The organism is Kitasatospora sp. NPDC086801 (genome assembly GCF_044745805.1).
GTDB lineage: Bacteria > Actinomycetota > Actinomycetes > Streptomycetales > Streptomycetaceae > Kitasatospora.
Map to the genome: position 1 here is coordinate 106,435 of NZ_JBIVAX010000018.1, position 20,113 is coordinate 126,547.

The following is a 20,113-nucleotide window of genomic DNA, read 5'->3' on the forward strand; positions in this document are numbered from 1 at the left end:
TCGGGCAGACGGCCGACGCCACCCTCGGCCCGGAAACCGTCCTGTGGCTGCTCGCCCTGCACGGCTCCCGCAGTGGTCACTGCTTATCTTGGGTGTCTTCCCAATCCTCTGGCACGTGAGATACATGCTGCTCTCTCAACGTGCCTCACATCTATCCTTGGGTCTTCTGTGACGTATCAATCCCAACTCTCGACGCCACGTGCCTTCCGATCCGAGAGGGCAGTCGGGCCTGCTGATGGTCAGCCAATGTGGACTGTCGTCAGCAGTGACTACGTGATCCACTTCGAGGCGGAGTCGTACTTGGCGGTCCTGCGGTCGCAGGAGGATGCCTCGGTCAACACCGAACGGACCTACGCGGGCCGGGTCGCGCTGTACCTGTCCTACTGCCATGACTTCGGCATCAGCTGGGCAGCGCCGACTCTCAACGAGCTCGCCCGGCTTCTTCACTGGCTGATCGACGAGCCTCTTCCGCCCAAGGGCCGGACCGTGCCAGCAGAGCCGCGCCACCGCGACAAGCGCACTGCGAACGCGATCATCAACACCATCTGCCAGTTCCTGCGGCACTGTTCGATGCACGGCTGGGTCTCTGCCGACCTGGTTGCCCAGTTGAGCGAGCCAAAGTTCCTGCACCACCTGCCCCGAGGCTTCGACCCCGGCGAAGACGGCCAGTACCGCACGGTCCGCTCGCAGAAGATCAAATTCAAGGTCGCGGTGCCCGGATTCGAGTACCTGACCGACGAGGAGATCGTGCAGGTGCTCAGCTGCACCACGCACGCGCGCGACCGCCTTCTGGTAACTCTGCTGGCAGAGACCGGAATTCGGATCGGCGAGGCCCTGGGACTTCGCCGCGAGGACATGCACCTGCTGGCCAACTCACGGATGCTCGACTGCAAGGTGGCCGGCCCGCACATCCACGTGAGACGCCGCCAGAACGCCAACGGCGCGCTGTCCAAGGCCCGGATGCCGAGGTGGCTCCCGGTCACCCAAGAGCTTGCTGGCCTTTACGCCGAATACCAATGGGAGCGCGACGCGGTAAGTCGGGCCGATGCGTGCGACATGGTGTTCGTCAATCTTTTCCATGTCCCTCTGGGCGAGCCGATGAAATACCCGTCCACCTACGAGCTGTTCAAGCGCCTTGCCAAGCGGGCTGGATTTGTAGCGCGCCCTCACATGTTCCGTCATTCGGCGGCCACCCGGTGGATCCGCCAGGGGCGTCGGCGTGATGTCGTCCAGGATCTTTTGGGGCACGTGAGTCCGCAGTCGATGGATCAGTACATCCATGCCAGCGATCAGGAAAAGCGCGACGCCGTGGAAGCTGTCACTAATCTGAGGAATTCCAAGTGAAGGGCAAAGCATCAGTGGCAGCCATGACCCCCAAGGTGATCACCCCTCGTTCCGGCGATTACGCCGACGTGATCGCCTTCAGGGAGGATATTGCTTTCAACCAGGACACACTCGACGGCTGGAAATCCTGGCTCGAAACCTCTCTTGATTCGGCCTGGCGGCCCACCGAGTGGAACGGTTCGACGCTCCTTTTCACCGGCGAGCGGATTGCCTCACGATGAGTTTCAGAGGATACCGAAGTCGCCGCACGTTCGCCGGTGGACCAACGTCGAGAAGACCCTGTGCATAGTCTCCGGCTGTCAACGGCACTACTCGTCTATGGGCCTGTGTCGAACTCACTACTCGGGCTGGCGGTCCTTCCACCGCCACGACGCCCAGGGGAAGAGCCTGACGGCTTGGGCTGCGGGGCAACGGCCGCTCGAAGCCGAAGCCACCTGCGCGATCCAGGGATGCCCGCGCGAGCGGACAATGCCTGCCGGGCTCTGCGGAACCCACCGCTTCGAATGGGTCAAGAACCGTCCAGACATTCCGGGAGTGAAGCCGCCGGACCGTCCCGATGACGAGTGGGTCAAGTTCCATGAGCCGTCGCTTTCGGCTCATCAGTTCTCCCTGACGCCGCTACAGCCGCTCGCCCGGTTTGAAATGCTCCATGTTCTTCAATTGCGCGACGATCGCGGACAGTTCCCCCTGCGTCCGACGAACATCCGGCAGGCTGTGCGCTTCCTCAAGGGGATTCATTCCCTGATCGTGCAGAGCGAGTCCGAGGATGGACTCCCCAAGGTCACGAGCGGTGGGGTCCACTCATTTATCAAGGAGCTCGGGGAGGACCTTCGGAGGAGCTTCGACCGGTCCCGTGGAATTGAGGAGACCGATAAGCTTGTCTGGGATATCATTGCGCTCCCCGAGCGACTTCCGTCCAAGCAGAGCCTGACGGGATTCCGGCGACACTCGGGAAGTATCGACTTCACGGAGATTCAGCAGGTGTGGCTGCGCGAGTTGGCCATGCACTGGGTGAAGACTGTTCTTCCGGACGGACACGAGCTCCGCCTGGGGCTTCGCGCGGCAGGTATTGCATCGCGAGCCCTTGCCACTCGGCCTGGAGGTGGCCACGATCCCGCGGTTCTCGGATATGCCGACATGACTGCCGTCGTGGACGGCTTCAAGACCGCTCCGCAGAAGGACGGCAGCCCGGTCGCGTACAAGCAACGCGCCCGCTGGCTGCACCACTTCCTGTCCGTGATCGACTTCGGCCGGCGGGAAGGAGTCCTCGACGGGCTCTCCAGTCGCTTCACCCGTCACCGCGAGCACCGCATCGACTGGGTCGATGCCGAGGAAGACGAGATCGGCAAGGCGATCCCGGAATCGGTCATCCGCCAACTCGACCGGCAGCTGCACCTGCTGGGCTGGCAGGCGTACGGAGGGATGGCGCCCGAGCACGTCCACGCGATGTTCCGGACCGCCTACGTGATCCTTCGTGACACCGGCCGGCGTCCACTCGAAGTCGCCGGACTCGACCTGAACTGCCTGCGGTACAACTCCGGCGAGTACGAGCTGATCTGGCACAACTTCAAGGGCAAGCGGTTGAGGCGGACCCTGCCAATGGCCGGGATGGAGGCCGTTTCCGCGATCAAGGAGTGGCAGGCACTCCGGGCCACGATCGACGTGCCGAAGAAGAGCGCCCCGTTCCTCTTCCCGACGCTGACCGACAAGACCGCAAGCGCCCACCTGCCGACCGGCTACATCTCCAAGGCGATCCGGGCATGGATCGACGGCCTGCCCGGCTTGGACTCCGAGGAGCCCGGTCCGGACGGGAGTCCGCTGCCGTTCGACCGCTCGGCGATCTTCCCGTACGCCTTCCGGCACACCTTCTGCCAGCGGTACGCGGACGCCGGTGTCGAGCCTCATGTCCTGCAAGCGCTGATGGACCACAAGTCAGCTGAAACCACCGGGACTTACTATCGGGTTCCCGCGAAGATGAAGCGTGAGGCGATCAATACCGTTCGACGGCTGGCGACGGACCGGTACGGCTCGCCCGCGCCGATCGGGTCGGCCACCGCCTACGAGCTGGGGTCGGTTGCGGTGCCGTTCGGGAACTGTATCGAACCCAGTAACGTGAAGGCCGGCGGCAAGCAGTGCCCCATCCGGTTCCAGTGCGCGGGCTGCGGCTCCTACCGTCCGGACCCGTCCTACCTGCCTGCGATCGAGGAGCACGTCCGAGCGTTGAAGGCAGACCGGGAAGCCGCCATCGCGATGGGTGCGGCAGAGTACGTGGTCCGCAACTTCGAGGACCAGATCGCCGCCTTCCAGGCGGTGCGCGAGACCCAGCAGAAGAATCTGGCGTCGATGCCCGAGGAGATGAGGCACGAGGTGGAAGAGGCCAGCAAGGTTCTGCGGAAGCTACGGGCAGGCGCCTCGGGGGCGGCGGTAAGCCTCGGGATGCCCACCGTCGGCCCGCCGGAGGAGGCAGCGTGACCCAGCCGCGCAAGCCCGCCCAGGTGCTCTTGGAGGCCCGGCAGAAGGCCAGCCAAGAGAAGCGGGCCAAGGTGCTCGCGGTCGTGGACGAGTTGAAGGCCAACGGCGGCCCGATCACCTTCCTGGCAGTGGCCAGGGCCGCCGGGGTGTCGAACTGGCTGGTCTATGCCGACGGCGTCCGCGAGCACATCGAGGCTGCCCGGAAGTCGCAGGCCGGCAACCGCGGCCGGGAGCGCAAGGAAGGGGCGGTGGCGAGTTCTGCGAGCCTGGCCACGGATCTGGAGCTCGCGCGGGGCCAGCTTCGGGCCGTGACCGAGGAGCGAGACCGGCTCAAGGCCGCCGTGCAGCGGAATCTCGGCGTGCAGGTCAACGCGGTCCAGGCCAAGGACCTGGTCGCCCGGGTTCAAGAACTCACCGAGGCGAACCAGCTTCTGGCCTCCCAGCTGGCGGCCGCCGAGGTTGAGAGACAGCGACTGGAGCGCGAGCTCGCCGAGACCCAGGACGACATGATCTCGGCCCGCGCGGCGCTGGGGAAGATGATGCGAACGCAGAACCGCGACGGCTGACCGGCTCACGGCAGCCTTCTCGGGGAGGCCAAGCGGCCGGCAAGGGGCCCTGCCGAAGGCCGCTTCGGAGGCCGCCCGGCAGGGCCCCGGCGCCGCCGAGGGGCGAGATCAGTGGTCGATCGAGTCGATCAGCCCGCGGGCGCCGTCGCGGATCAAGGAGGCGGCGACCCGGGTGCCGGGCGGCAGCTGGTCGAGGGTGAGGCCGCCCGGGTGGATCAGGGCGTCTCGGATGTCCGCCCGCTTGGGGTGGGCCGCGAAGACGGTGCCCGGGGTGACCAGCGGGTCGCCCGCCACGTCCTTCATGCAGTGCACCGCGAGGTCGCACACCCCGCTCAGCAGGGCCTCCTCGATGTCGCCGGTGAAGGCGCCCTTGTCGTGCAGCTCGGCCTGCTCGCCGGGCTCGCGGTCGCCGGCGGCGACGAACGGCACCAGCTCGGTGACCACGTCGGGGTGAAGTGCGGCCAGGTCGGCCCGGACGCCTGCAACCTGGGCGAGCGACATGGCCGAGGCGCGGGCACCGATACGGATCGTGCGGCGGTTGGACGGCATTCGATCTCTCCAATCACGACTCCGACAAACCGTCGGAAAAAGGTAGGCCCGTGTTCGAGTAACATGCGGTCAACATCTCTTCAGATGCTGGGAGTTCGGGAATGCGGACGCTGATTGTCGGATCGCGGGCCAGTCACCTCGCGCGAGCACAGGTCAAGGAGTTCCTGGCGCCGCTGCGGGAGCGCTTCCCCGACGTCGAGTTCCGCCACCAGGTGATCCTTGAAGGCGGTGACCGGGACCGGAAGACGGCCCTGTCGCAGGTGTCGGCCCGCTCGGGCGGCTCCGCGTTCTCCACCGAGCAGGAAGCCGCGCTGGTGCGGGGCGAGGTGGACGTGATCGTCCACTCGCTGAAAGACCTGCCGACCAGCAACCCGCCCGGCCTGGTGCTGCTGCCCCCGCCGGGCCGCGAGGACGTGCGGGACGCGCTGTGCGGCTCGACGCTGGCCGCCCTGCCGCAGGGCGGCCGGGTCGGCACGTCGGCGGCCCGCCGGATCGCCCAGCTGCTGCACGTCCGCCCGGACCTGGTGTTCGTGCCGATTCGCGGCAACGTTCCGCCCCGGCTGAACAAGCTCAAGACGATGAACCTGGACGGCGTCGTCCTGGCGGCGGCCGGGCTGGTGCGACTCGGCCTGGACGACGCGATCGGCGAGCTGCTGCCGCTCGACCAGTTCCCGCCGAGCCCCGGCCAGGGGGCGCTCGGGATCCAGATCCGCGAGGACAACGAGCTGGCCCGCGAGATCCTGGCCGGCACCGGCGACCCGGTGGTGGACGCGGAGGTGCGGGCCGAGCGGGCGATGCTCGGCGAGCTGCACGGCGGGTGCTCGGTGCCGGTCGGCGCCTACGCGAAGGCCACCGGCGACATGCTGTCGCTGCACGCGCAGGTCACCTCCCTGGACGGGACCAAGCAGGTCGAGGCCCGCCTCTCCGGCCCCGTCTCGGAGCCGGAGAAGCTGGGGATCCAGGTGGCCGGCCTTCTCCTGGACCAGGGCGCCGAGGCGATCCTGTCGGAGATCCGCCCGGCCGCTTAGCCGGTCAGCAGCCGGGCGAGGTCGGCAGCGGCATAGGTGATGATCCGCTCCGCCCCGGAGCGCTTGAGCATCGTGAACAGCTCCAGCAACGGACGGAAGTCCCGCCGCCCGGTGCCCGGGTCGAGCGGGGCGAGCCGCGTGTACTCGCCGGAGACGGAGAACGGCATCAGCGGCGCCGACGTCTTCTGCTTGAGGGTGGCGAGCACGTCCACCGAGAGCATCCCCGGCTCCAGCAGCAGCATGTCCGCCCCCTCGCCGACGAAGGCCAGGCCGGTGTCCACCGCGGTCTCCGGCTGGCGCGGGCTGATCTGGAACGGCCGGTGGGCACCGGAGGCAGGGGTGGCCCGCATGGTGGCCCGGTAGCCCTCGTAGAGCGCGGAGTCGAAGATCAGGTGCGGCATGGTCGCCACGTCGCGGTGGCCGTGATCGTCCAGGGCCGCTCGCACGCAGGCGGTGGTGCCCCGGATCATCGCGGCCGGTCCCACGATGTCGGCGCCAGCGCCGGCCTGGATGACGGCCTGGGCGGCGATCATCGCCGCCGTGCGGTCCAGGTCGATCCGGCCAGCGCTGGTCAGGTGGCACTCGCCGGTGTCGGTGTGGCCGCACAGGCAGTTCTCGGTCATCACCGCGATGCCCGGCTCGGCGTCCTTGGCGGCGTGGATGGCCCGCACCATCAGGCTGTCCGGTGCCACGGCGCCGGACGCCTCGGCGTCGCGGTGCAGGCTGTTGGCGAACACCTTCACCGAGCGGACGCCCAGAGCGGCGAGGTCGCGCACCGTCTGCGGGATCTCGGCCACCGTGACGGTCGGCATCGGCCGGTCGGCGCCCTCGCTGTCCTCGCGCACCAGCAGGACCATCGACAGGTCGGCCGCCGTGAGCGAGGGGCCCTCCAGGAAGCTGCGGACGGCGGCCCGGCCGTGAAGCCGGGCGGCGTCCGTGATCGCGGCGTGGTGCTGGGTGGTGGTCATGTCGTCCTCTCGATCGTGGCTGCGGGCGCGTGAATCAGCGGGCGCCAGTTGCGGCCAGGGCGGGCGGATGTATCGGCGGGCGGCGCCGACCCGACAGGCGGCGGGCCACCGCGCGGGCCGCCCGGCGGGGGTGAACGAGGAGCTGGCGGCGGGTGAGCGGCTGCTCGGGCAGGGCGACCTCGGCCCAGACCTTCTTGCCCCGCACTGTGTGCTCGGCCCCGTGGGCGAGGGCCAGGCGCTCGACCAGGAACATGCCCCGGCCGGCCTCCGCGTCCGGGCCCGAGACCTGCTGGCGGGGCAGGGCCTGCGAGCCGTCGTAGACCTCGATGATCAGGCGCCGCAGGTCGAGGTTGGCGTGCACCCCGACGGTGAGCATCGCCCCGGTGGTGTGCCGCACCGCGTTGGTGACGAGTTCCGAGATCACGGTGTCCAGGGCCAGGCGGCTGTCGTTGTCCGTGCGGACCCCCCACTGTTTGATCAGTCGGCCGAGCCGCTGGCGGCTGATGGGGACGGAGACGGGGTCGCGGGCCAGGAAGAAGCTGCTGCTGCACACGCGCATGTCGAAGGGACCCTTCGGGGCGTCAGGCCGGAGCTGGGGGCTTGGGGGTGCCGTGCGGAGGGAAGGAACTGATCTCGCCTGATCTCCGCTTGGCTGGTACACAGTCAACTACCGCCCGTAGTGCTACCGGTGGTGCCAGCAGGGGGTGCATTTTCCGCACGGGGGGCCGCTTTGGGGGGCCAGGATCGGGCACCAGTCATTCAGAGGCTTGGGGGACGGGCATGATGGCACCAGACGGCATCGGCGCCGTGCTGAGGCGGATCCGGGAGACGGCCGAACTCACCCGCGACGAGCAGGCCCTGCTCTTACAGGACGCTCAAGGCGGCACGTGGTTCGACCCGGAGAACCTGAAGCGCTGGGAGACCGAGCGACGTCTGCCCACCCCGAGGTGGCACCAACTGTTGTCCGACGGGTACGGGCTCTCGGTGGAGGAGGTCGCCCGAGCAGTGGCCACTTCGCGGCGCTGGCGCAGGCTCCACCAGCAGCCGGTCGAAGACGAAGGAGAGGAGGGTACGGCGGTGAATCGACGACAGTTTCTCGGCGCGGCGGCACTGGCGACAGGGGTCGCCACGCTGCCAGGCATCGCGGAGGCGCGCGAGGGGATCGAAGCCGGCCTGTCCGGCTCCGACGCCGGCGATCTCGCCTACCTCGACGGGGCGTTCGAACGCCACCGCGGCGGCTACCACGGCCGGGCACCGGGCGTCGTGCTGACGCAGATGCGCCAGGACCTCGGCCTCCTACAAGACGTCCTCAGCCGCCCGCACCCCGCCGGCACCCGTACCGACCTGGCCCGCACCGCCGCCGGGATCACCGGACTGGTCGCGATCATCCAGCACGACCGAGGCGACCAGCGCGACTCCCACGGCTGGTTCGCCACCGCCGAGAAGGCCGCCCGCGAATCCGGCGACCGGCACATGCTTGCCTGGGTCCTGGCCCGGCACGCGATGGTCCCGCTGAACTACGGCGCCCCGAACGCCGCCGCGAACCTGGCCATCAGCGCCCGCCGCGAGGCAGGCCGAACCCCCACGGCCGCCGCAGCCCTGGCCGCCGCCGTCACCGCGCGCGCCCTGGCCTCCATCGGTGACCACCGAGGGGCCCTTCGCGCGGTAGCCGACGCCCGCACCATCGCCGAACACCTCAACACCGCGCAGGCCGCCGACACCTGGTTCGGCTACCCGCTCCAAAAGCACCACGTCCACCTGTCCCAGGCGTTCACGCTGATGGGCCGCACCCGCGAGGCGAACGCCGAACAGGAAGCGGCCCTCGCCCTCACCAGGTCGCCGTCCGTCATGACCCGGGCCCTGCTGACCATGGACGCCGCGACCTGCCTGAGCATGGACGGTGACCCGGCCGCAGCCGCTGACATGGCCGTCGAGGTCTGGCAGCAGCTGCCGGCGGCCTACCGGGACGGGCTGGTCCGGTCCCGCGCTGATGCCCTGCACCGGACCCTCGTCGGCCCCGCCCACGACCGACTCGGCGAAGCCCTCGCCAGCTGACCGGCCCGAATAAGGTTGATCAAGAGCTCCAGCAGGGCCTAACGGGTGTGCTGCCGAGCGCCCTGCCGATACTCGGGGCCCAGGCCCAGTTGCGCGTCCTGCTGGCCGTGGATCTGGTCGACCAACGCGTCCAGGGCGGTGCAAGCATCGCCTGCGCGACGACGCAGCACGTCGACATCCACGTACACCGGGGCAGGCCGGGCAGGCGTGACGGCGTTCTTGCCTGCCTTGACCATGCTGTAGCGCAGGGCCTGACCATCCGGGTCAATCGAGTGCACGTCGGCGCAGATCCGCTTGACCTCGTCGTGCAGATGCAGCCGGAACATCGGAGCGAGCTGGACCAGATGATCGACCAGGACAGCAAGGCGGTGGGTCCGCGGGAGCTCAGTCTCGGCCTTCGCCAACGCGGTCGGCGGTTCCTCGTCCGGGGCGAGCTCGAACTTGATGCTGCGGATCAGAGCGGCCAGCACGGCCTTGAGGCCAAGTTCGAGGGCGTGCCGGTAGTTCTGCAGAACCACGATCATCAGCCGATCGTCATCGCCAGTCGCAGACCAGTGAGCAGCTACGGTGTCGGCGGCCATGCGGAAGGCGTACGCCAGCTCGGCATCGTCCTCGATCTCCATCACCGGGTCGCCACCGTCCATCAACAGCGGGCGGGCACCGATGGCTGCATGCCTTCTCGGATCCCACGGCTTCGGCGGCACTGCTGAGAACACCTCGTCGGTCATGCTCGCCATGATGCCCGCCAGCTGGTGGTGGCGGCCGGAATTTTCGGACCCGGTCACCCTGTCACCAAGCCCAGTGGCTGGGGCCCTCCTGCGCTACGTAACTAATGTGCCTTACGCGCCACCAGCCCATTCACCTGTACCGATGCTTGACAACCCTAGATAACCCTGCGTCAGAGGTGACACTCCCCGGTAAGCGAATGGCTCCTGCTCCAGTTGTCGCAGTTCGGGAGTCGGCGGGTTGGTGGAGCGGGAGATGTCCAGGCGGTCCTGTTCGAAAGGGAGTCCCAGCTCCTGGTATGTCTGTGCGGCCGTGTCCATGAAGGGGGTGGCGTCCTGGCCGTCGTGCTCGAGCACGACGGCCAGGACGAGGGTGGCACGGGCCTGGTAGTGGCGGTCGCCGGACAGGTTCGCGTCGTTGAGCGCCTGGCGGGCGTGGCCGATCGCCTCGGGGGTGTGCCCGAGGGCGGCCAGGGCCTGGGCGAGGCGGTAGCGGACGGGGATCGTGCCCTGGAACATGTTCTTCGCGTCGATGCGTTCGATGATGTCGAGGTAACGGTCGGCGGCTTGGCGGTGCCTGCCCGCACGGCGCAGCGTGTCTGCTTCCAGGAGGGCGGCGGTGAGCCAGGCGCGGGTCTCGTCGTGTTCGAAGAGGGTGGCGAAGCGGTGGGCCCGGGCGAGGACGTGGTGTTCGTCGAGGTGGGTGTTCGGGTCGGACACGTCGATCAGGAGGCGCAGGAGGTGGCCCCGTTCCAGGCCCACGGAGGTGCCTTCGCGCAGTGCCAGCAGGGTGATGGAGCGGCGTATGGAGCAACGGGCGCGCTGGTAGTCGCCGGTCTGGTGGAGGACCTCGGCCAGGATGAACAGGACGTGGACCGCGTAGATGTGGGCCAGGCCGCCGACGGGGGCGGCGCAGGCGTGGTCGATGGGCGGGTGGTCGTCCTGGCAGACGTGGCCGGGGAAGGCGGCGGCGCCGAGCAGGTCGAGGGCGTGCCCGAGCCGGGCTTGCGCGGTGATCATGTCGCCCGCCGAGGCGGCGATGACGCCGACGTTGAAGTGTCCTCCTGCGCGCAGGACGGCTGTGTCGATGCCGTCTGTGCGCTTGGAGCCGTGCTCTTGGTAGAGGCTGTCCGCGGCGTCGGCCAGGCGGTGGGCGGCGGTGGAGAAGGGGGCCAGCGACAGGTAGTCCTCCAGGATGGGGAGCCGGGCGAGGATGGTCATGGCCATCGTGATGGTGCGTGCGTCGCCGGTGTCGGCGGCGCGGTTGAGGACCGAGGCCAGGACGGGGGACTGGGGGCGCAGCCACGTTGCGGCCTCGCCCCATGATGTGCCCAGCGCGGCTACGGAGTGTGCGTCGCACAGGCGGTTGGTGGCGAGGACGGAGGCTTCCCGGTAGCAGGCGTCGACCGTGGCGCACAGCGCGGCGCACAGGATCGCGACCGCGCCGTGGATCGCGTCGCGCAGGTCCTGCGGTGTCAGCAGCTCGGTGGCCTTGTCCCGGGCGTAGGCGCCGACCAGTTCGTGGAAGGCGTAGGTGCCCGGGGTGCGGGCCTGGAGCAGGGCTGCGTCGGCCAGGTCTTCCAGAAGTCTTTCGGTGGCGGGCTCGTCGCGGCCCAGCACGGCTGCGGCGACCCGCACACTCCACTGCGTGGTGTTCACCGTGGCGAGGGTGACCAGCGCGCGTGCGTGCTGGTCGGGCAACTGGGCGAAGGAGGTGGCGAACGCGGAGGAGACCGCGAGGTCGCCGGAGCACAGTTCGCCGAACATGCGGGTGCTGTCGGCGAGGCGCTCGACCATCGACTCGATGCTCCACCGGGGACGCACAGCGAGGCGGGAGGCGCTGATGCGCAGTGCCAGGGGCAGGTTCCCGCACACCCGGCCCAGGGCGGTGGTGGCCTCGGGCTCGTTCGCGGTGCGCTCGCCTCCGACGATCCGGGCGATCAGTTGGTGGGCGTCCGCTGCCGGCAGCGGTTCCACCGACAGCCGGTGGGAGGCGGGCAGCCCTGCCAGGGGTGCACGGCTGGTGATGATGACGGCTGCTTCGCCGTGGCCCGGCAGCAGTGGGGCGACGTGGGCGGCGTCGGTCGCGTTGTCCGCGAGGACCAGGAGTCTTCGTCCGTACAGGTGCGTACGCAGCAGCGCGGAGCGGTCGGCCAGGCCCACCGGTATCCGGCTGGGGGGTACGCCCAGGGACAGCAGCCAGCCCTCCAGGACGGTGGAGGGTTCCACCGGGCCGTCGATGCCGCGCAACTCCGCATGCAGAATGCCGTCCGGGAAGCGGTCCGCCACTGCGGCGGCCGCACGCAGCGCGAGCGTGGACTTCCCGACTCCTCCCATGCCGTGCAGCACGATCCGCGGGCCGGGCGAGGCCAAGGCCGCGGTGATCCAGCACAGCTCCTCGGCGCGTCCGGTGAAATCCGCCGGCGCGGCGGGGGCCTGCCAGGGGACTGCCGGCACGACAGGCGCGACCGGGGTGACGGGGGCGACGGGGGCGGTGGTATCCCGCTCCGTGGGAGAGTCCACGGCCGCACCGGGCCGGGCCCCGGCCGTGCCGTGCAGGATCCGCAGGTGCATCTCCTGCAGCCCCCGCCCCGGCTGCACCCCCAGCTCCTCCCCGAGCAGACGGTGCGTCTCGCGGTACACCGAAAGGGCTTCGGCCTGCCGGCCGCCCTGGTAGAGGGCCAGCATCAGCAGCTCACGCGGACGCTCACGCAGGGGATGCTCCGCCACCAACCGGGTCAGATCCTCCACCGCCGTGCGCTCGCCCATCCCGACGAGCAACGCCAGCCGCTCCTCGCGCAACGACAGTTCGAGCTCGGTGAGTCGACCCCGCTCCAGCCGCGCGAAGGGCCCGGGAACACCGGCGACGGGAGCTCCCTGCCACAGGTCGAGGGCCTGCCGCAGCAGCTCGGCGGCCCTCGCCGGATCCCCGTGATCGCGTTCCCTGGCCGCGAGGCCGGCCAGGGAGCGGGCCTGGTCCTCGTCCGTTCCCGCTGCGCCGCGCAGCGCGTATGCCCCTTGCGTGGTCACCAGGAGGGACGGGCTCTGCGGTACCTCCTCGAGGATCTGGCGCAGCCGGAAGACGTGGGTGCGCACGGCGGTGACCGCCGAACCCGGGGGGTGCTCTCCCCATACGGCGTCGACGAGTTGTTCGACGGTGGTGCCCCGCCCCCCGGCAGCCAGCATTCGCAGCAGGACGGCCTGGCGCTGGGCCGGGCCGAGCGGGAGGTCACGGCCACCGCGGCAGGCGCGCAGCGGGCCGAGCACGGCGAAGCGCACGGGGGCCGGGGAGGATTCCATGTCATTGATCTCTGTGGGGAGGGAAGGCCGGCCCGGCGGGTAAAGCCGACACCAAATGACTTAAATCAATGAGCAAGGATACTAACCCAGACATTCCATGACAGAGGGCAATCAATCGAGAGCTGAGCGTACAGAGCGCAGGCAGTCCCCGCGTGGGGCGCCAGACGCCGTGCAGGAGGGGGCGGCGCGGTCGCGGAATGACCCGGGCTCGGCCCAGTCGGCGCGCGACCGGGCCTCCTTCCGCCAGTCCCGTAGGGGTGCAGCGGGGATGGCCGACGCTCCGGCGGTCGGCGACAGCAGCCCTTCGCCCGCGGTCGACGCCGGGCGGAACCGAGCACACCGCCGCAGAGGCATACCGCGCCTCGGGCCTCCCCTTCCGCCAGGACCGTGCAGACATCACCCGCTGTCTCACCACGCCCGATACCCAGCACCAGATCCGCCCCGCGTAACAGCGTCCGTACACGGGAGCCGCCGCCCCGCAACATGTGAACGATCAGGGCGGACTCGGGGCCAGCCGGGCGTTGATGCGGAATTGATCTCCTGATGATGGACAGCCCCTACGCTCCGGCATGGTGCCCAAGGGGGCGTCAACCGCGCTGGTGAGGGGCGGTCGGTGCCTCACGCGGGTGCCAGGAAGAGGGAATCGGGGCACCGACGGTTCCTCCCGGACCGGGCAACCACACCGCGTTTCTTGCACGTTGGCCAGCGCCCAATACAGTCCGGCGTTCCCCGAAATATCCACCACCCGAGAGGCAGCAATGCGAAGAAGAATCTCCGGAACACTCCTGCGTACTCCGGTCCGTTCGCCCCGTGCGCGTATATCCGCCATGCGGTCCCCGTTCAACGTGGACCATTCACGAAAGGTGGGCAGGGGAACCACGAAGGGCGGGAGTCCTATCAAGCCGCCCTGCCGCCGATTGGCCAGCCTGTGTGAACGGTCGCGCACGTCACTGGCCGGCGCGCTGGTGCTCACCGTCTTCGTTGGCCTGCTCCAAGCTCTGGGATTGCCCGTCTCTACCGCCAGCGCCGCCGTGCACGATGTGCGGGCCGCAACCTGGAACATGGCTGGTGGAGTGGACAAGTGGAAGGAGACCATCCCGAAGCTCGTAGCCCAGCGAGGAATCAGCCTTCTCGCGTTGCAGGAGCACCCAGATACAGAGCCATCCGCACAGCCAGATGGAGCGAAAGAACTGACGGCCGATGGCCTTGAGTACGTGGATATTGAAAATCCTGCAGGCGTAGCTGGCGAAGAAAAGCAGATCAGAGTTCTGAAATACGTCTGGAGAGATCCTCAATTCAAGGATCCCGCATCGGGCGAGATTAAGCAGCACTATGTGTACTTCGGTGAGAACCCAGCCCTGCAGGGAGATGTCCCTGTTCCTGGCGAGCCGAACACCAACAATGAGAATCGCGCATTCGCCATAGTGACGGACCGGCCGGTGGGCGGGTTCGATGCCACCTGGTCGACACACGCCAATCGCGCAAAATCCCCCCGTCCTGCATTTGGGGTCAAGCTTGGCGATACTTGGTTCTACAGTATCCATAGTGATAGCAAGGGAGGTGGTAAGAATGATGCTGCCGAGCTAGTAAAGGCGGTTAAGGACAGGCACGTCGGCGCCAATTGGGCTGTGCTCGGCGACTTCAATCGGACCGTCGTAGCGTCCGGGAGGGCGAACATAGTCCGTGACCTGACGAAGCTTGGAGTTCCGGATGGTGAGTATCAAATCACGAGGCCGAACGTCTACACCTTCCCGACACGCAGGGGCGGGAATGTGCCGAATAAAGAGTACGACTACCTGGTTTCCTCCCCCCTCGCAGGCCCCTACAAGGCATACGTCCAGAACGACATATTGACCAGTGACCATTACCCCGTAGTTTTCAGCACCATTCCGGTGCTGGGCGAGACCGAAGACCCGGCTCGCCCCTGCAGGGCACCCCGGATGGCGCCAGGAGACAATCCGAACTGTGGCACCCCGGAGGCTATCGTCTCCATGGGGGACAGCTATATCTCCGGCGAGGCCGGCCGCTGGCAGGGCAATGCGGACACGTCTCCGCAGGGAGACGTGTGGGGCACCGACCGTGGCGTCGGCGTCTACGGCGACACCTCCTACAACGGTGGCAGCCGTTGTGACCGTTCGGATGTTGCGCCGATCAAAAGTACGACGGTCGAGGGGGTTTCCCCGGAGAATCAATTCAATATCGCCTGCTCCGGCGCCGAAACCAGGCACATCGTCTCGGAGTCTTTCAAGGGTGAGCGGCCGCAGGTCGAACAGCTCGCCGATATCGCCAAGAATCACGACATCAACCTGGTCGTGCTGTCCATCGGCGGCAATGACCTTGACTTCTCCGGGATAATCAAGAGCTGTACAGCTCGGTACCTCATTCCGTTGGCCGGGCAGCCATGTAATGGCAGCGATGAGATGAAGAAGCTTCCGGAAAAGCTGAATGCGACACAGGCAAAGGTCGAGGACGCCGTAAAGAAGATCCGGTCGACTTTGGAGGGCGCCGGCCAGGGGGACGCCCAGGTCATCATCCAGGGATATCCTAATCCGCTTACCCGCGCCTCCGAGAACCGATACAAGGGAAGCGTCAATCCTTACGACCGTTACCACGATGGCGGCTGTCCGATCCTGAACAGTGACCTGGACTGGGCCTTCAATTCATTGATTCCCCAGATAGCGAATATGTCGCGGACAGCAGCGCGGAACAGCGGCGCCTCCTACATGGACACGCAGGGAGCCTTTGCCGGACACGAACTGTGCAGCGCGTCGGCGAAGCAGGCGACCAAGGAGAATTCCTCGGCCAATCCGCTGCCGGCTGCCGACGCCGAGTGGGTCCGCTGGATCCCCTACCTGCTGGATTCGACCAAGGACTGGCGGCTCGGGTCGCAGGGTGACCAGCAGGAGGCCATCCACCCGAACGCCTACGGCCAGCAGGCGCTCGGTGCCTGCCTGACCCAGTTCGCCGCCCAGCTTGACGGGTCGGAGCGCCGCGAATTCACCTGCGGTAACACACCCGGCCCGGATGGCGGGAATACCACTTCGTCGGCACAGGTCGTCGCCGAGGCCGGTGGAAAGCCGCTCATCATCCGGAACGCGGCGAACGGTGAGGTGCTGAGCGGAGAATATTCCGGCTCGAAGTGGGCCATCACCTCAACGGAGCGCGACTCCAACCTGCAGCGCTGGAAGTTCACCGATTCGGCGGTTCCCGAGCTCCAGAACATCTACCGCGGTGGAAAGTTGCGGGGTGACGGAGGCAAGAACTGGCAATGGGCGTCCATCGTCACCCCCACCACGGGCGGCTGGGTGTGGAACGTGCCCGATGCGGGTGCCGGAGACGGGACGGCAACATTTCAGGTAACGCAGAATATTTCGAACCCGTGGCCCGAGCCACCGACGACGCGGGTCTTCTGCCTGGCCCAGAGTTCCCGCCAGTCCACCCACTGGGTGAGTCTCGACCCCTGTGACAAGGGCGAAAAGAACCAGCGGTGGACTGTCACGCGTGCGGTGAACGAGGGGGCGACGGAAAACGCGCCTGACGAATCGGCCCGTACCGGGTTCCTGCAGTCCGCCAAGGACAGCCTGGTCGCCGACGTCGACAACGCGATTGCCACGCCCGGCACGCGGGTGAAGGCACTGGGCAAGAAGGACCAGCAGCCGGCGCAGACGTGGACGCTGCGGCGGGCTCCGGACGGCCTCTGGGAGATCGTCAGCAAGCTCGACAACGGACCGCGGCTGTCCCATGACGCGGGATCGCACGAGGCACGGCTGGCCTCCGCGGAATCCGGAGGCGCGGACGCCTTGTGGAAGGTGGTGGACGCCGGCAGCGGCTGGGCCACCGTGCGCAATGGCGATCTGTGTCTGACCGCCGGGGCGAATGATGAGACGTTGAAGCTCCAAGCATGCCAAGACGGTGCGATAGGGCAGCGGTGGAAGCTGCCCGGAGTCACCCCCGACAAGCCGGCGCCGGCGGCGCCGCCGCTCATGGCCTGGGAGTTCAAGACGGACGGCTCGGTGCGCAGCCGGGCGAGCAACAAGTGCCTGGACGTGGACAACACCGACGGTGGCGGCAGGCGTGACGGCGGCCGTGTGCACCTGTGGGGTTGCGACACGGTGGTGGGCAGCAACCAGCAGTGGACTGCTCCCGGTGCCGGTGACGGCACGGTGACCCTGGTCAATCAGGGCAGCGGCATGTGCCTGCAACGCGACCCCGCGTCCCCGTTCAACGTGCACCAGTCCGCCTGCAAGGGGAACGACGGCCAGCGGTGGGCGCGCGAGGGCGACCTGCTGCGTAACCGGGCGACGGGAATGTGCCTGAAGGCGGCGGGGACCAACGACGGTTCGGCGCTGGGCTTGACGGACTGTCCGACGTCGCCACCGGTCCCGTCGCAGACCGGGGACGCGGGCAACCCGTTCGACGACGCGGCCGACACCCGTGGCCCCAAGCCCGCAGTCGGCGGGCCGCAGTCGGCGTGCCGTCCGGACGGCATCACCCCGACGGCGGGTGTGGACACCCGCTACTGCGACGTCTACGACGGCCAGGGCCGTGAGTGGCTGGGTTCGGGTGACCGGACGCGCCGCGTGGTGGGCTACTTCACGGGATGGCGCAGCGGGGAGAAGGGGGACCCGAAGTACCTGGTGTCCAACATCCCGTGGTCGAAGGTCACCCATCTCAACTACGCCTTCGCCGAGGTCGGCGCCGACAACAGGATCTCGCTGGGCGACGGTGCCAAGGCCGCGACCCAGATGACCTGGCCCGGCGACGACAAGGCGGCGGTGGACCCGTCGCTGCCCTACCAGGGCCACTTCAACCTGCTGACGAAGTACAAGAAGCAGCACCCCCAGGTCAAGACGCTGATCTCGGTCGGCGGCTGGACGGCCACCAAGGGCTTCTACAAGATGGCCACCAACGAGGACGGGACGGTGAACACGGACGGCATCAACACCTTCGCGGCCTCGGTCGCGGACTTCCTGGCGCAGTACGGGTTCGACGGCGTCGACATCGACTACGAGTACCCCACCGCGATGCCCAACACCGGCAACCCCGATGACTGGGGCATCTCCAACCCGCGCCGCAAGGGCCTGCAGGCCGGCTACAACGCGCTGATGAAGGCCCTGCGCGAGAAGCTGGACAACGCCGGCTCGAACCGGGGCCGTTACTACCTGCTGACCTCGGCCGGTTCCTCCTCGGGATACCTGGTGCGGGGTCTGGAGAACCATCAGGCGCTGGCCTACCAGGACTTCGTGAACGTCATGACGTACGACTTCCACGGCACCTGGAACAACATCGTCGGTCCGCAGGCGCCGCTGTACGACGAGGGCCGCGACCCCGAGCTCGTCGGCGCGGGGATCTACGACACGACCAAGAACCCCGAGTACCAGAAGATCGGGTACTTCAACACCGACTGGGCCTACCACTACTACCGGGGCGCGTTGCAGCCCGGCCGGATCAACCTGGGCATGCCCTACTACACCCGCGGCTGGCGCGACGTGCAGGGTGGCGTCGGCAACGGCCTATGGGGCACCGCCGCGATGCCCGACCAGAACAAGTGCCCGACGGGCACCGGCGGCAACGGCCCCGTCGGCTCCAACGGCACCCGCATGCCCTGCGGCGCCGGTGCGGTGGGCGTGGACAACATCTGGCACGACCTCAACCCCGACGGCAGCGAGATGCCCGCCGGCTCCAACCCCCTGTGGCACGCCAAGAACCTCCAGGACGGCCGCACACCGGGCTACCTGAAGTCCTACGGCGTCGACCCCGCCGCCACGGCGGGCAAGGTGCAGGGCACCTACGCCCGCAACTACAGCGACGCCATGGCGGCGGCCTGGCTGTGGAACGACCAGAAGAAGGTGTTCCTGTCCACCGAGGACGAACTGTCGATCAAGGCGAAGACCCAGTACGTGGTCGACAACCAGATCGGCGGCGTCATGCTGTGGGAACTGGGCGGTGACTACCAGCAGCGCCCCGGCGGCGAGTACGGCATGGGCTACACGCTCACCAGCCAGATCGACCAGCAGCTGCGCGGCACCGCCGCCTACGGCGCCCGCCGTGCCAACCAGGACCTGCCGGGCCAGGTGCTCAACGTCAAGGCGGAGCTGACCGGGTTCTACCAGGGCGGCCCGGGAGTGGACCCGTTCTACCCGCTCGACCCGCTCCTGCGGATCACCAACAACTCCGGCAAGCCGCTGCCGTCGGGGACGGAGTTCTCCTTCGACGTCCCGACCTCCGCGGCGGCGGTGTTCCGCGACAGTGACGGCAAGGACCTGACCGGCGTGCAGCCGAGCAGGAGCGGGCCCAACACCGGTGGATTGAAGACCGATTTCCACCGGGTCACCGTCGCGCTGGAGGCCTGCCAGGAGGTTCCCGCTGGCAAGAGCATCGACGTGCCGTTCCGGTACTACCTGCCGATCACCGGCCCGGCGAACTTCCAGGTCAAGATCGGCGGCCAGTCCTTCGGCATCGCCTCGGACAACCGGCGCGGCACCACCCAGGTCGAGCCGCCCACCGCCGGTGGCGCAGCCTGCAAGGCCTACCAGTGGAACTCCGGCCGGTCCTACCTCCCCGGCATCGTGGTGCTGTGGAAGGGGCACCACTGGAAGCCGCTGTGGTCGACCAAGGCCGAACCCGGAACGGCCGAGCCGAACGGCTCCAAGCCGTGGAAGGACCTCGGGGAGACCGGCGACACCGACGCCTCCGGCCTCCTGCCGTCGGACACGACCCTGAACAAGGGAGACTCGATCACCTCCAGCAACGGCTGGAAGCTGAGCATGCAGGACGACGGCGACCTGGTGCTCGCCAACCCGCAGGGCCAGGCCCAGTGGAGGTCGAACACCATCGGCACCGGTCACCACGCCTCGATGCTCAAGACCGGAGACTTCGTCCTGTACGCCGAGGACTGGGCCAGGCTGCGCCACACCAACACCGACGGCAACCCCGGCGCGGTACTCGCAGTCCAGAACGACGGCAACCTCGTGCTCTACAGGACCGACGGCAGCGCGCCCTGGGCCCGGCAGTACAACGGCAACACCTCGTTCGACAAGTAACCCTGCCGCTATAGCGGTCACATGAACGTGTGCCCCCGCCCCCGGCTCATCGGCCGGGGGCGG

General features: G+C 68.1%; 12 protein-coding genes. 7 read left to right on the forward strand and 5 right to left on the reverse strand.

From position 1 onward, the window contains the following. The first annotated feature begins 246 nt into the window (after window positions 1–246). The 4 genes from ACIPLC_RS20375 (at window position 247) to ACIPLC_RS20390 (ending at window position 4,382) form a co-directional block, all read left to right on the forward strand. Window positions 247–1,344 (forward strand): tyrosine-type recombinase/integrase, encoded by a 1,098-nt coding sequence (locus tag ACIPLC_RS20375; protein ID WP_400474399.1) that lies wholly within the window; start codon window positions 247–249, stop codon window positions 1,342–1,344. Next, window positions 1,341–1,565 carry a hypothetical protein gene (locus ACIPLC_RS20380; RefSeq protein ID WP_400474400.1) on the forward strand — a complete coding sequence of 75 codons (225 nt, stop codon included), beginning with the start codon at window positions 1,341–1,343 and terminating at the stop codon, window positions 1,563–1,565. Before ACIPLC_RS20375 ends, ACIPLC_RS20380 begins: the two co-directional genes overlap by 4 nt. A 313-nt stretch (window positions 1,566–1,878) precedes the next feature. Beyond that, window positions 1,879–3,816: a tyrosine-type recombinase/integrase gene (locus ACIPLC_RS20385; RefSeq protein WP_400474401.1), complete on the forward strand. Its 1,938-nt coding sequence runs from the start codon at window positions 1,879–1,881 to the stop codon at window positions 3,814–3,816. Continuing rightward, window positions 3,813–4,382 (forward strand): DUF6262 family protein, encoded by a 570-nt coding sequence (locus ACIPLC_RS20390; protein ID WP_400474402.1) that lies wholly within the window; start codon window positions 3,813–3,815, stop codon window positions 4,380–4,382. The genes ACIPLC_RS20385 and ACIPLC_RS20390 overlap by 4 nt, the downstream gene beginning before the upstream one ends. Before the next feature lie 108 nt (window positions 4,383–4,490). Here ACIPLC_RS20390 and ACIPLC_RS20395 read toward each other — a convergent pair whose 3' ends face one another. After that, window positions 4,491–4,931, reverse strand: a complete 441-nt coding sequence (locus ACIPLC_RS20395) for a hypothetical protein (protein WP_400474403.1) — start codon at window positions 4,929–4,931, stop codon at window positions 4,491–4,493. 101 nt (window positions 4,932–5,032) lie between these two features. Between ACIPLC_RS20395 and hemC the strand changes: the two genes are divergently transcribed. Then, window positions 5,033–5,959 carry a hydroxymethylbilane synthase gene (gene hemC / locus ACIPLC_RS20400; protein ID WP_400474404.1) on the forward strand — a complete coding sequence of 309 codons (927 nt, stop codon included), beginning with the start codon at window positions 5,033–5,035 and terminating at the stop codon, window positions 5,957–5,959. On the opposite strand, the gene ACIPLC_RS20405 is transcribed toward hemC, so the two are convergent. Then, a complete protein-coding gene (locus tag ACIPLC_RS20405) occupies window positions 5,956–6,927 on the reverse strand; it encodes a hypothetical protein (protein WP_400474405.1) in 972 nt (323 codons plus the stop codon). The genes hemC and ACIPLC_RS20405 overlap by 4 nt on opposite strands. A 34-nt stretch (window positions 6,928–6,961) precedes the next feature. Then, window positions 6,962–7,486, reverse strand: a complete 525-nt coding sequence (locus ACIPLC_RS20410; protein ID WP_400474406.1) for an ATP-binding protein — start codon at window positions 7,484–7,486, stop codon at window positions 6,962–6,964. Window positions 7,487–7,707: 221 nt separating this feature from the next. Between ACIPLC_RS20410 and ACIPLC_RS20415 the strand changes: the two genes are divergently transcribed. After that, window positions 7,708–8,982 carry a twin-arginine translocation signal domain-containing protein gene (locus ACIPLC_RS20415; RefSeq protein WP_400474407.1) on the forward strand — a complete coding sequence of 425 codons (1,275 nt, stop codon included), beginning with the start codon at window positions 7,708–7,710 and terminating at the stop codon, window positions 8,980–8,982. 38 nt (window positions 8,983–9,020) lie between these two features. Here the strand turns inward: ACIPLC_RS20415 and ACIPLC_RS20420 are convergent, their stop codons facing one another. Together ACIPLC_RS20420 and ACIPLC_RS20425 are read right to left on the reverse strand one after the other, a co-directional pair. Continuing rightward, entirely contained in the window at window positions 9,021–9,710 is a 690-nt protein-coding gene (locus ACIPLC_RS20420) for a hypothetical protein (protein ID WP_400474408.1), read from the reverse strand. Window positions 9,711–9,821: 111 nt separating this feature from the next. Next, window positions 9,822–13,007 carry a BTAD domain-containing putative transcriptional regulator gene (locus tag ACIPLC_RS20425; RefSeq protein ID WP_400474409.1) on the reverse strand — a complete coding sequence of 1,062 codons (3,186 nt, stop codon included), beginning with the start codon at window positions 13,005–13,007 and terminating at the stop codon, window positions 9,822–9,824. A gap of 917 nt (window positions 13,008–13,924) precedes the next feature. Between ACIPLC_RS20425 and ACIPLC_RS20430 the strand changes: the two genes are divergently transcribed. After that, window positions 13,925–20,050 carry a glycosyl hydrolase family 18 protein gene (locus ACIPLC_RS20430; protein ID WP_400474410.1) on the forward strand — a complete coding sequence of 2,042 codons (6,126 nt, stop codon included), beginning with the start codon at window positions 13,925–13,927 and terminating at the stop codon, window positions 20,048–20,050. Window positions 20,051–20,113 lie beyond the last annotated feature (63 nt).